This window comes from Aquabacterium humicola (assembly GCF_030167915.1).
Lineage (GTDB): Bacteria > Pseudomonadota > Gammaproteobacteria > Burkholderiales > Burkholderiaceae_C > Pseudaquabacterium > Pseudaquabacterium humicola.
Genome location: NZ_JARGNB010000022.1, coordinates 1 through 11939 on the forward strand (window position 1 = coordinate 1; position 11939 = coordinate 11939).

General features: G+C 61.7%; 12 protein-coding genes and 1 pseudogene. 1 reads left to right on the top strand and 12 read right to left on the bottom strand.

The window, feature by feature from the left end:
- Positions 1 to 112: pseudogene (locus P1K89_RS33440) on the top strand (IS30 family transposase); the annotation flags it as partial.
- Positions 113 to 261: 149 nt separating this feature from the next.
- On the opposite strand, the gene P1K89_RS32660 reads toward P1K89_RS33440, so the two are convergent.
- From P1K89_RS32660 to P1K89_RS32715, 12 genes are all read right to left on the bottom strand, one after another.
- Positions 262 to 570 carry a DUF8220 family protein gene (locus P1K89_RS32660; RefSeq protein WP_284620723.1) on the bottom strand — a complete coding sequence of 103 codons (309 nt, stop codon included), beginning with the start codon at positions 568 to 570 and terminating at the stop codon, positions 262 to 264.
- A 1767-nt stretch (positions 571 to 2337) separates the two neighbouring features.
- Positions 2338 to 2802 carry a hypothetical protein gene (locus tag P1K89_RS32665; protein WP_284620724.1) on the bottom strand — a complete coding sequence of 155 codons (465 nt, stop codon included), beginning with the start codon at positions 2800 to 2802 and terminating at the stop codon, positions 2338 to 2340.
- Between the two features lie 152 nt (positions 2803 to 2954).
- A complete protein-coding gene (locus P1K89_RS32670; RefSeq protein WP_284620725.1) occupies positions 2955 to 3407 on the bottom strand; it encodes a hypothetical protein in 453 nt (150 codons plus the stop codon).
- 272 nt (positions 3408 to 3679) lie between these two features.
- The gene (locus P1K89_RS32675) at positions 3680 to 3952 is read right to left on the bottom strand and encodes a hypothetical protein (protein ID WP_284620726.1); all 273 of its coding nucleotides are present in this window, start codon (positions 3950 to 3952) and stop codon (positions 3680 to 3682) included.
- Between the two features lie 672 nt (positions 3953 to 4624).
- Entirely contained in the window at positions 4625 to 5098 is a 474-nt protein-coding gene (locus tag P1K89_RS32680) for a CYTH domain-containing protein (protein ID WP_284620727.1), read from the bottom strand.
- Between the two features lie 147 nt (positions 5099 to 5245).
- Positions 5246 to 5605, bottom strand: coding sequence for a hypothetical protein (locus tag P1K89_RS32685; RefSeq protein ID WP_284620728.1), 360 nt, complete (start codon positions 5603 to 5605; stop codon positions 5246 to 5248).
- 755 nt (positions 5606 to 6360) lie between these two features.
- Entirely contained in the window at positions 6361 to 6792 is a 432-nt protein-coding gene (locus P1K89_RS32690) for an SMI1/KNR4 family protein (protein ID WP_284620729.1), read from the bottom strand.
- A 228-nt stretch (positions 6793 to 7020) separates the two neighbouring features.
- Complete coding sequence (locus P1K89_RS32695; protein ID WP_284620730.1) at positions 7021 to 7293, bottom strand: hypothetical protein; 273 nt, start codon at positions 7291 to 7293, stop codon at positions 7021 to 7023.
- Between the two features lie 130 nt (positions 7294 to 7423).
- Entirely contained in the window at positions 7424 to 7741 is a 318-nt protein-coding gene (locus tag P1K89_RS32700; RefSeq protein ID WP_284620731.1) for a DUF8220 family protein, read from the bottom strand.
- Between the two features lie 202 nt (positions 7742 to 7943).
- Positions 7944 to 8294, bottom strand: a complete 351-nt coding sequence (locus P1K89_RS32705) for a low molecular weight protein tyrosine phosphatase family protein (RefSeq protein WP_284620732.1) — start codon at positions 8292 to 8294, stop codon at positions 7944 to 7946.
- A gap of 700 nt (positions 8295 to 8994) precedes the next feature.
- Positions 8995 to 9234, bottom strand: a complete 240-nt coding sequence (locus tag P1K89_RS32710; RefSeq protein WP_284620733.1) for a hypothetical protein — start codon at positions 9232 to 9234, stop codon at positions 8995 to 8997.
- Between the two features lie 329 nt (positions 9235 to 9563).
- Positions 9564 to 10100: an SEL1-like repeat protein gene (locus P1K89_RS32715; RefSeq protein ID WP_284620734.1), complete on the bottom strand. Its 537-nt coding sequence runs from the start codon at positions 10098 to 10100 to the stop codon at positions 9564 to 9566.
- Between the last annotated feature and the right edge of the window lie 1839 nt (positions 10101 to 11939).

Consider the following 11939-nt stretch of genomic DNA (forward strand, 5'->3'; position numbering starts at 1 on the left):
AGTGACACAGCGTCAGTGCGACGCGATCGAGCGAGAGCTCAACGACAGGCCGAGAAAGGTTCTCGGATTCGACACGCCTAACGAGGCGTATGCTCGGTGGTGTTGCGCTTAGTTTGGCAATTCGTGAGGCCTAACGTTTGAGGTAACGCGCCCGTGCCGGCAGGAGGCTTGGGGCGCGAGGCCGATGATAGTGCCGGACGGCCTCGCGCCCCAAGGCGCCTGCTGGTGCGGGTCGCGTTGACCGAAGGGTTAGGCCTCAGTTCAGCGGAGCGGAGCGCCGCTTGGATTGCGAGCTTCTTCATCTCTGCGCGTCGGGTAGTAGACCTTCTTTGCCTCCAGGTCGTAGAGCAGCAAGCCGTGGATTCCATGGGCTTGTGCCTTCGCTATCCGACGTGTCCAGATTGCGTTGAACGCCTGATCCAGGAGTTCTTTGCTGCCCCTGGCGTAGACCTCGTCAATGAACGCCACATCTTCTCCGGCCGGAAAGATGGTATTGAACTCGTCTTCAGTTGCCTGAAAGATGTCATAGACGCAGTTGACTGCGCCGTCGATGACTTGGATGTTCTTCACGATAGGGCTCATGTCTGTCGGAGCGTGGGACAAGGGCCTTCGGAGTTCCAGGGCGGATGCAGGTTCGCGAGGGTGCGTCCTGAGGCCTAACGTTTGAGGTAACGCGCGACCGCCAGCGGAGCGCCAGGGCCGCGAGGCCGATGATAGTGCTGCACGGCCTCGCGGCCCTGGCGCGCAGCTGGTGGGCGTCGCGTTGACCGAAGGGTTAGGCCCGGTTGCTCGTGCAGGCCGTGAACACCACGGGCTTTGGGCGGAAGTGCAGCCGGAACGGCACATGCCGCGGACCGACCGCTGTACTTGCCTGAGGCGCTCCGGGCGCGTGAGCACGAGCGGAAGCTGCCGTGTTTTGAGACTTGGCCGCCTTGCGCGCCAATGCTGCGCAGGTTGATGGCCGCCCTTGTTTTCAGTGCAGCTTGGGCAGGGCTTCGATCGTTCATGCGACAGGTTGGCAGATGCAGGGCGGGGATTGGCAGTTCTTGCCAGAACCTGGCTCAAGGCGCTGCAGCTGTGTTGGCAGTGCGACCGCTGCGCTGGCGTGGTGACGATTGCAGGCGTACGGACCTTCTTGCAGCGCTACGAGTTGCGAGGACTTTGCCCATCCCGGGCCTAACGTTTGAGGTAACGCGACCGTGCCGGCAGGCGGCTTGGGGCGCGGGGCACATGATAGGCTTGGGTGCCCCGCGCCCCAAGGCGCCTGCTGGTGCGGGTCGCGTTGACCGAAGGGTTAGGCCTCGCTGCGTTTGCGGGCCGCCGACACGAGGGCGCCAGGCGAAGCACCAGAGCGGAGGCAAGGCGCTGAGGCGATGCCTCATGCACTGCGCTGGAGGATGATGACTCCGACGTGTGCCGACGTGGACCTGCGGCCGATGTCTTCTGGGGTTTGGGTCTACTCGCAAGGCGCTGAGGACTGACAAAGTGCACGGCCGTCCCCGTCATCTTCGAAGGCCGCGGTGGCGCGACAACGAGGTGGCGATGACCGGTAGGTGTTGATTCTTTCCTCAGTGCTGAAGCGGTGTGCCGGAGCCGAAGATCCGCCTTCTCGGACTTCTTGTCTTTCGGCGAAGGAGCACGTCCTGCGCGGAACATGCCGGTGTTGCCCTGCGAGGCCTAACGTTTGAGGTAACGCGCCCGTGCCGGCAGGACGCTTGGGGCGCGAGGCCGATGATATGCGGGGCGGCCTCGCGCCCCAAGAGGCCTGCTGGTACGGGTCGCGTTGACCGAAGGGTTAGGCAGCGGCCTGGTTGACGGCAAAGGCAGGTGCTCCATGCTGCGAGACACCTGGGCCTTGCGCTCTGCGCTGCGCCACGGGGTGGTAGCCACTGGCAGTGTCTTCCGACGCGCAGCGCCCGACGAACTGACTGAAACTGACGGTGGCAAGCGGTGCAGACGTGGCCGGTCTGGGCCGTGCCCTCTGCGCTGCGCCGCGAGGTGGTAGCCACTGGCAGTGTCTTCCGATGCGCAGCGCCCGACGAACTGACTGCAAGGTAGGGTGAAGAACGCAGGAGCCGTACGCTCGGAAGCCGACGAGAACTCCTTGTTCAGGCTCCATTCATGCAATGACGCTCGGACGACTTGTGGCTGTTCAGGTGCTCGGCGCGAATGCGCCGCTGAACTTGCGTTGAAGTAGCACGGCCGCTCCACCTGATGCCTAACGTTTGAGGTAACGCGCCCGTGCCGGCAGGTGGCTTGGGGCGCGAGGCCGATGATAGTGCTGGGCGGCCTCGCGCCCCAAGGCGCCTGCTGGTACGGGTCGCGTTGACCGAAGGGTTAGGCCTCGATCCCCCGGAACGCGACGACGCGGGAACAACCTGCGCTCTCTTCCAACCTGAGGTAGACCGGGTCACGCGTCTGGACGGTGCCCTTGACGACGTGCGCTCCTGCCGATCCTTGAACGACGATGTCCTTTGCGAATGCTGCCAAGACGGCCTCTGGTCTTACGAAGTTTTGTCCCAACTCCGGGAATGCCAGCAGATTGGAGAGACTCAGGTCTTCCGGGATTGGGAATCGACCCAACCGGAACCAGTCATTGTGCGACGCGATGACCCACCAGTCTTCGACTCGCTCCACGCACGGAGCTTCATTGGTCAGGGTCTCGACCCCTTGCTGCAGGTAGGAGGCGATCTCATTCGTCGACGCCTTGCCATCCTTAAAGAAGTACGACGGGTGTCGTCTTGCCCACGTAAGGGAATCCTCGATGATGCGTATCGTTCCAGGTGCGTCGGGAATGAGCATGTTCGAGGCCTAACGTTTGAGGTAACGCGCCCGTGCCGGCAGGACGCTTGGGGCGCGAGGCGGATGATAGGCCTGAGAAGCCTCGCGCCCCAAGAGGCCTGCTGGTACGGGTCGCGTTGACCGAAGGGTTAGGCGTCGGCGAAGTTGAACTCTCATGGAACAGCGTAATCCGCAGCCCTGACGCAGGCCTCGGCGTCGGCAAGCGTGTTGAAGCTGTCAACGGTCACCGGTCCAATAAGGCCAGCCTGACCGGCCCAGACGATCCTTACGTCGCCGGATGAGGCCTGTAATTCAAGCGTTCCGCTGTCTCCGGAGTTGGGTCCTATCCCTTTTCTCCTGAGGAACACTGCGACCTTACCGGGAGCAACGGAGGTATGTGCAAAGGTATTGGTCTTTAGTGACCCGATGGAAGTGCCGTTGACAATGACTTCTACGCCAACGGCACTGCCAGTGAAGAGGTTTGGGCGACAGACATACACGCTCACTCTTCCGGGAATCGGTGTGAACTTCTTCAGTTCAGCCTCTGTTGTCTTGTCGCCAAGCGTTGCGGTAGCACACCCGGACAGAGCTACCGAGATGGCTAGTAGAACAAGTGCGTGCTTCATTTGCGTGAGATCTCGGGAATCGGCGTACTGGGAGGAGTGGCTCCACCGACGCCTAACGTTTGAGGTAACGCGACCGTGCCAGCAGGGGGCTTGGGGCGCGAGGCCGATGATAGTGCTAGGCGGCCTCGCGCCCCAAGACGCCTGCTGGTACGGGTCGCGTTGACCGAAGGGTTAGGCGTCACTCGGCTTCGCTGCGGTGCCTGGACGGGTGCTCCGGGCGGACCCGAGAAACTTGCTGATTCGTGCGAAAGGCGCCTCGATTACCAGTGCCTCTACTGATTGAACGACGCCAGGAGCACATGAAGCAGCTTTCCCATCAAGATTGCTCCTCCGATTGCCAGAGCGACATCCAGGAGTGACATGGGACGGAGCAGGTGATCTTTCGTTGTCTTTGGTTGAATCAACCTATCTGCCTGTCCTTTGGCCTTCAAGTCGGTGATGTGTTGCTTGCTCATCGACCTGGCGCGTCTGATGCCAAGCACGGCTAGCAACGCAATGCCGCCGAAGAACCCGACGATGATGGTGATGGCTAGAAGCGCTTGCATGAGACGTGACGCCTAACGTTTGAGGTAACGCGCCCGCGGCGGCAGGAGGCTTGGGGCGCGAGGCCGATGATAGGCTGCACGGCCTCGCGCCCCAAGGCGCCTGCTGGTGCGGGTCGCGTTGACCGAAGGGTTAGGCAGCAGCCTGGTTGACAACAATGGGAGGTGCTTCATGCCGCGAGACACCTGGGCATTGCGCTCTGCGCTGCGCGACGGGGTGGTAGCCACGGGCAGTGCCTTCCGACGCGCAGCGCCGGACGAACTGACTGAAACCGAGGATGGCAAGCGATGTAGAAGTGGCCGGCCCGTGCCTTGCCCTCTGCGCTGCGCCGCGGGGTGGTAGCCACTGGCAATGTCTTCCGATGCGCAGCGCCCGACGAACTGACTGGAAGGTAAGGCGAAGAACGCTGGAGCCCCGCGCTCGGGTGCCGACTAGAACTCCTTGTTCAGGCTCTCTAAGGTGGAGTGACGCTCCGACGCCTCGCGGCTGTTCAGGTGCTCGGCGCGAATGCGCCGCTGAACTTGCGTTGAAGTAGCACGGCCGCTCCACCTGATGCCTAACGTTTGAGGTAACGCGCCCGTACCGGCAGGACGCTTGGGGCGCGAGGCGCATGATAGGCCGCTGCGCCTCGCGCCCCAAGGGGCCTGCTGGTGCGGGTCGCGTTGACCGAAGGGTTAGGCCTTGCTCGCGATGCTGAAGCCGGTGAACTCGGGGCTGCCGGTGACCTCGCGGCCGACGAAGGTAGGTGGCTCAAACGCTTGTGCTTCGGCGAGTGTCGAGAACTCGACCTCGAAGATGAAGAACCCGTTTCGGGGAGTCACGTACTGATCGATCGAGCCTCCCGCGACCGAGTAGCGACGCTTGCTGGCCACGTGGCTTGGCAGAGGAGCCAGGACTTTGTGCTCTTCCTCTCCGAGGTACACCGAGACAACCTGTTCCAACCCGAAGACCGAGGATTCGTATTTCTTGCCCAGCTTGAACTGCGTGATCTGTCCGCTCACCTTCCGCAGTCTGAGTCTCGTGCCGATGATGTATCGGTCTTCGATGAGCCTGGCGGGTAATCCGGCTACGAGCTTCTCTGCCAATGTTGCTGGGACGAGCCAACGGCGTTCGATTTCCGGCCGCGCATACTTCGGTGGTTGCTCCATGCTCGGTGATGGTTCGCGAGGCCTAACGTTTGAGGTAACGCGCCCGCGGCAGCAGGGGGCTTGGGGCGCGAGGCCGATGATAGGCCGCATGGCCTCGCGCCCCAAGACGCCTGCTGGTGCGGGTCGCGTTGACCGAAGGGTTAGGCGTCACTCGCTTCCTAGAAGCAGCACAAGTACCGTGTGAGGACCGGGTGCACTCGCTCGGACCAACTCGTTGATTCTTCGCCGGCCATCGATGCGGAAGTCTGTTGCCGCCCAGCGAACCACGACTGGAGGGTCATGCTGCGGGAAAGACGAGAGATCGGTTTCACCTTCGCCTTGGACGAGTGGGGCTAAACGTTGCAGATCCCAGTCCTCGGCCACCACCGTCGTGTTGTCTTCTGACAGGAACGGCCCCTTCCCACGGGAGGCCTCGTTCCAAAGACGATTGATCACACTGTTGTCGTCAACATCCTCGGGTTGTCGATGATTGGCCAGGATCGCGTAGACAAGTGACCAAGATGACATGGCAGTCGGTCGGAGTCGATCTGTGACGCCTAACGTTTGAGGTAACGCGCCCGTGCCAGCAGGGGGCTTGGGGCGCGAGGCCGATGATAGGCTTGGCGGCCTCGCGCCCCAAGACGCCTGCTGGTGCGGGTCGCGTTGACCGAAGGGTTAGGCCTCACTGCGCTTGGCAAGCAGGGGCGCGCGCATTGTCACTGGCGCCGCCGAAGAAGCACCCCGGAGTGCAGGATGAGCGGGGAATCGCCTTCTTGCTCACTTGCTCTGATCTCTTCCAATACTTGCCACTGAAGTCTTCCGTTCTTCACTTGTGCGACGCCCATGACTACGGCCCTGTTCCGAGTGCTGGTGACTACCAGCACCGCCTTGCCATTGAGAACTACACCCTTTACGGTCTCGGGTCCCCCTTCGTTCTGCCGCCCGCAGCCAGCGGTAACCATACTGTGGCTGCCACGAATTCGATTACCCTCTTGGGAGAGTTCGAAGCTTGCGCCTCCGCACTCAACCCCGTTCTTGCGTTGCTCTGCGTTTCGAAGGTCGATGTCCCAATTGCCCGCAAACCCCTGCGCATGAACGGTAGTCGAAGCGACAGAAGTAAGAAGCGCCAGCGCAACGCGTGGGAGCATGTCGTGAGGCCTAACGTTTGAGGTAACGCGCCCGTGCCGGCAGGGCGCTTGGGGCGCGAGGCGCATGATAGGACTGGGTGTCTCGCGCCCCAAGGGGCCTGCTGGTACGGGTCGCGTTGACCGAAGGGTTAGGCTTCACTCTTCCACTCCGACCAGATCGAGGAATTCAGTGAACTCGCTCGCGACAAGAATTGCACTCTCGTCTCCGGCGATCGTGTCCACGGCTACGACAGACCCCTTGGTGGGGCCATCGATGACTAGTGCGAGCGATTCCAATCCGCCATTGCTGCCAAAGAAGTAGTAGCTTGGATACTCAGTTCGGTAAAAGGCGTCCGACCAGAGTGAAAGCGCGAACTCGACTTCAAAGAGCTGGAACCACCCTGGAGCAGCGGCAAGCTCTCCTTCACCACCGTTCGTTCGCGTGAGCAGTTCAATGTAGTCACTCGGTGGGGTGAAGGGTAACGCTTCGGAGAGACGGGCAATGTCTTCCGGTGACGCGCCCTGCGCCGCTCGCCACGACCGTAGAAGCACTCGCTCGGCGGGGGAAGGCACTTGGGCGTGGGGCATCGTGAAGCCTAACGTTTGAGGTAACGCGCCCGCAGCGGCAGGAGGCTTGGGGCGCGAGGCCGATGATAGTGCTGGGCGGCCTCGCGCCCCAAGACGCCTGCTGGTGCGGGTCGCGTTGACCGAAGGGTTAGGCGTCACTCGGCTACGCTGCGGCTTGTGTGCCGATGCTCGGGGTGGAACCAAGCGACTCGCTGACCCGCGCGCAAGACGCTTCGGGTGCCAGTGCCTCTACTGATTGAATGACGCCAGGAGCACCAACAGCAACTTTCCCATCAAGATTGCTCCTCCGATTCCCAGTGCGACATCCAGGAGCGACATCGGTCGGAGCAGGTGATCCTTTGTTGTCCTTGGTTGAATCAACCGATCCGCTTGGCCTTTGGCCTTCAAGTCGCTGATGTGCTGCTTGCTCATCGACCTTGCGCGTCTGATGCCAAGCACGGCCAACAACGCAATGCCACCGAAGAACGCGACGACGATGGTGGTAGCTAGAAGCGCTTGCATGGGACGTGACGCCTAACGTTTGAGGTAACGCGCCCGTGCCGGCAGGAGGCTTGGGGCGCGAGGCCGATGATAGGCGGGACGGCCTCGCGCCCCAAGACGCCTGCTGGTACGGGTCGCGTTGACCGAAGGGTTAGGCCTCAGTTCGGAGCAGCCCACCGCTGGGATTGCGAGCTTCTTCGTCTCTGCGCGTGGGGTAGTAGACCTTCTTGGTCTCCAGGTCGCAGAACAGCAAGCCGTGGATTCCGTGGGCTTGGACCTTCGGTATCCGTCGTGACCAGATTGCATTGAACACTTGGTCCAGCAGTTCTTTGGTGCCTCTGGCGTAGACCTCGTCAATGAACGCCACATCTTCTCCGACTGGAAAGATGGCACTGAACTCGTCTTCAGTTGCCTGGAAGATGTCGTAGACACAGTTGACTGCGCCGTCGATGACTTGGATGTTCTTCACGAGAGGTCGCGCATCAATCGAAGCGCGGGAGGGGATTTTGGAGTTCCAGGGCGAATGCAGTTTCGCAAAGGTGGGTCCTGAGGCCTAACGTTTGAGGTAACGCGCCCGCAGCAGCAGGAGGCTTGGGGCGCGAGGCACATGATAGGCCCGGGTGCCTCGCGCCCCAAGACGCCTGCTGTTGCGGGTCGCGTTGACCGAAGGGTTAGGCCTCGCCGGTTCCGGGTGGCACATGCGGGAAGAAGCGAAGAACCTTGACCTTCAGAAGTTGTACAAGCATCGGGTCCATGTATTCGTACTCATCCGGGATGTCGAGGCATATCACTCGTTTGTTGTGAAGATGGCGCTTGAACTTGGCAGTCAACTTGTTGCGATGCGCCTTCTCCATGACGAAGATGACATCCGCCCATTCGACCAGTTCGGAGGTCAACGGGTTGTCCGCGTCGTTGTTTGTGCCAGCCGAAGCGCACTCCATGCCCGGACGACCTGAAAAGACCTGTTCTGCAGTGGGACTCCGAAGTCGATTCTGGCTGCAGACGAACAATACTCGCTTCATGACGATCCTTGGGGAAGCGCGCGGTGCTGGGCTGCGAGGCCTAACGTTTGAGGTAACGCGCCCGTGCCGGCAGGACGCTTGGGGCGCGAGGCGGATGATAGGCCTGAGGAGCCTCGCGCCCCAAGAGGCCTGCTGGTACGGGTCGCGTTGACCGAAGGGTTAGGCGGCATTTTGAGCGGCAGACTGCGAAACCGCGCGGATGGAGGGGCGACTTCCGGCGATGGCTCGCAAGGCGTTGCGACAGTTCACTCATGATCCGACAAACGCGTTGGAGTTTGGGGTTTGATGACCTTGCCATTGAAGCGAACGTACCAATCTGGATCGAATTCCCGCCAGGGGTGGATTTGAAGTCCGTCGGTGACAACGCTGACTGTTATTGGAAGAAGGTCCGAGCTTGGTCTTGCCAAGAGATCGATTGAGTGACCCGGGGAAAGAATGACCTCCTCGGGGACCATCTCAAGATAGATGTGGAGTTCGGCGTTCGTGTCGTTTTGGAACGTGCCGACGCTTGGGTACGCTTGAGGCTGCATGATCGTGTGTTGCGGAGTGCTCGAAGGCGCTCATGGCCTCCCGCCTGACGCCTAACGTTTGAGGTAACGCGCCCGTGCCAGCAGGGGGCTTGGGGCGCGTGGCCGATGATAGTGCTGGGCGGCCTCGCGCCCCAAGGCGCCTGCTGGTGCGGGTCGCGTTGACCGAAGGGTTAGGCTTCACTCGCCTGCCGCCGAAGCAGCAGGACGACGCCGGCACCGACGAGCATGAGGCTGATGCTTGCTACGGTGCTGATGGGCACCAGCGCGCAGCACCCCAAGATGAACCCCGCGCTCAAGTACAGGTTGTTTTCACCCCGGCGCTCCGCAACGACCGCCAGCTGCACCGAGCAGAGTGCCAGGTAGACGGAAAAGTAGACCGACACCTTGATGGCAAGCTCGTCGGTGAGCAACAGTAGGCTCGGTTCTCTGACTGCCACTTCCGATGAGCGTGACACGCCAATCAAGCCCAGCCGATCGGCCCAACTGAACAGGACTGGGCTTCCTGTTCCCCGGAGGCTCTCCGCGTACGCCGCTGACAACGAAACTACATTCGCGACAGCAGCAATGATGAGCGAGTTGACGCTGAAGGTGTCGGACCGTGCCATCCGTGAAGCCTAACGTTTGAGTTAACGCGCAGACGACGGCGTAGCGCCTGGCCCGCGGGGATGATGATATGCGGGGCAGCCCCGCGGGCCAGGCGGTACGCCGTTGGCTGTCGCGTTGAACGAAGGGTTAGGCATCACGTGTCGCCGAGGCGCGCGATGTACCTTTTGAGGTCTTGAATGATGACCTCGGTATTGCTGTCCCTCTTGGCGATGGGCAACCCCTGGTACCGGCGCAGCGCTTCTCGGCAGTGAGGCAAGGCTGCCCGCGGCCTGTACTCGGGTTGCTTTGCATCACCCAGGGCGTGGCACAGGTGATAGGCCGACTCTTCTTGGCCGCTGCGAGCGGCAGTCTCCCAGAGCTCGATGGCCTTGGTTCGATTTACCTTGATGCCCATCCCCATGTACAAGAGATAGCCGAGGTTGTTCCTCACGTCAGTCCTGAGCTTCTGCACGTCCTTGTCATCGTCTTCGCTCGCCAGAACGTACTCCCAGTTCAAGCGAGCCCCGACATAGTCCCTTTCCCGATACAACCGCGTTCCCGCGTAGTAACGGCACTCAGGGTGCTCGGTGGCCACCGCCTCAAGGCCAGGCTCCTTGCACGGCTCGGCGAGTGCCGCACACGGCGCAATGGCGAGCGCGGCGGAAATGAACAGGGGTGGGATGCTTCGCATCGGATGTCTTCGTGATGCCTAACGTTTGAGGTAACGCGCCCGTGCCGGCAGGACGCTTGGGGCGCGAGGCGCAGGATAAGTGAAGGCGCCTCGCGCCCCAAGAGGCCTGCTGGTACGGGTCGCGTTGACCGAAGGGTTAGGCGTCATTGAGCGCGGTGAGCAGCCAGGCGGCTAACCGCTTGGGCCCTCTGCGGTGCGGATTGGAACTGGCGCTCTCGCTGCAACACAAGAGGTACAACTGCCCGACTGAATTTTCAATCGGAAGTCCGAGGTCTTCGCGGAGGGCGACGCATCTGTTTGCTGCCTCCAGCAGGTCTTCAACGACGGGAGGTAGGTGCGCCAGATTGAGGCCATTGGGGTTGAACTGGGAGTTCGTGAAGAGGTCTTGTCCGCTACTTGAAGCCGCTTGGAGGGCTGGGCGGAGGCGTTCGCGAAGGCTCGCCTCTTCTGCATTCAGGGTTTGCTCGAGCTTTGCGTGACGGGTATTGGCCATGACGCTTAACGTTTGAGGTAACGCGCCCGTGCCAGCAGGTGGCTTGGGGCGCGAGGCCGATGATAGGCCGGGTGGCCTCGCGCCCCAAGACGCCTGCTGGTGCGGGTCGCGTTGACCGAAGGGTTAGGCCCGCCTACGCTGAGCACGCTGAGTGCGTCTTTGGTGACGATGCGCTGGTTACTTGTTCCTTGGCCGGCGGCGGCTTGGGCACGTCCGTCTCTGACTGCCAAAAGACGCCCTGAACCTTGAGAGGCAGATCGGCGGATACGTCGACCTTGATCACTTGGGTTCCGACGGGCAAGCCCATCTTGCATGGTGTACTAGCGCACGCAGACAGCTCGTTGCGCTCCAAGATCCTTCCGTGCAAGCTCCAAGCTTGCAGGGGTTGCCGCAGGGCGGTGCGAGCACCATTCGCGAGCGTCAACTCAACCTTGACCTTCGAATTTCCCATCGCCTCTGCAAAGAGTCGATCCATCACCGTGGCGTCTTGGAGTGGTACTTCGCCCCGAAGCGAAAAGCAAAGGCTCGACCATTCACCCAAGACCTTCATCGGTTGCTTGCCAGGAGTGAAAGTCGTGGGGGTTGGGCCGAGTTGTGTGGGCCTATCACGAAGCACTACTACGCTGGATTCTCGGCCAATCACGAAGTCAAACGCCTTCTCGACGCTTGCATCGCAGGCGACGAGTAGGAATACAAGCGCGGCGAGTGCTACTCGGTGCATGTGGTGGGCCTAACGTTTGAGGTAACGCGCGGCCGCCAGCGGAGCGCCAGGGCCGCGAGGCAGATGATATGCCTTGGCTGCCTCGTGGCCCTGGCGCGTAGCTGGTGGACGTCGCCGTTGACCGAAGGGTTAGGCCTCGCTGCGAGTGCGGACCGCCGACACGAGGACGAGGGGTTTGAAGCAAGGTGCCGGAGCGCGGCACTTTGACGACGTGCCAGGCCGAGAAGCCGGCCAGCATGCCGACATGGAAGTGAGGCCGATGTCTTTGGGTCTTGGGCTTGTCTCGCGCAGCCCGCACCTGACGTCGAAGTGCTCCGCAAGGAACTCTTCTCTTCGAAGAGGCGGACCGGCGCCACAACGCTGCGACATGCGGCTGTTGGACTTCAGGCTCTTCCCAATGCAGAGGGCGTTCGCCGGCAGCCGAAGAAGTGCCTTCGACTTCTGCCTTTGCCTTCGTAGGGGCGTGGCCTGCGAAGAACATGCCGGTCTTGCCTGCGAGGCCTAACGTTTGAGGTAACGCGCGACCGCCAGCGGAGCGCCAGGGCCGCGAGGCAGATGATATGCCTTGGCTGCCTCGCGGCCCTGGCGCGTAGCTGGTGGGCGTCGCGTTGACCGAAGGGTTAGG

What these genes read in the sequence shown, in the direction of transcription:
- P1K89_RS32665 (WP_284620724.1), bottom strand. Translation starts at nt 2,802, where the DNA reads ATGCTCATTCCCGACGCACCTGGAACGATACGCATCATCGAGGATTCC.
- P1K89_RS32670 (WP_284620725.1), bottom strand. Translation starts at nt 3,407, where the DNA reads ATGAAGCACGCACTTGTTCTACTAGCCATCTCGGTAGCTCTGTCCGGG.
- P1K89_RS32675 (WP_284620726.1), bottom strand. Translation starts at nt 3,952, where the DNA reads ATGCAAGCGCTTCTAGCCATCACCATCATCGTCGGGTTCTTCGGCGGC.
- P1K89_RS32680 (WP_284620727.1), bottom strand. Translation starts at nt 5,098, where the DNA reads ATGGAGCAACCACCGAAGTATGCGCGGCCGGAAATCGAACGCCGTTGG.
- P1K89_RS32685 (WP_284620728.1), bottom strand. Translation starts at nt 5,605, where the DNA reads ATGTCATCTTGGTCACTTGTCTACGCGATCCTGGCCAATCATCGACAA.
- P1K89_RS32690 (WP_284620729.1), bottom strand. Translation starts at nt 6,792, where the DNA reads ATGCCCCACGCCCAAGTGCCTTCCCCCGCCGAGCGAGTGCTTCTACGG.
- P1K89_RS32695 (WP_284620730.1), bottom strand. Translation starts at nt 7,293, where the DNA reads ATGCAAGCGCTTCTAGCTACCACCATCGTCGTCGCGTTCTTCGGTGGC.
- P1K89_RS32705 (WP_284620732.1), bottom strand. Translation starts at nt 8,294, where the DNA reads ATGAAGCGAGTATTGTTCGTCTGCAGCCAGAATCGACTTCGGAGTCCC.
- P1K89_RS32715 (WP_284620734.1), bottom strand. Translation starts at nt 10,100, where the DNA reads ATGCGAAGCATCCCACCCCTGTTCATTTCCGCCGCGCTCGCCATTGCG.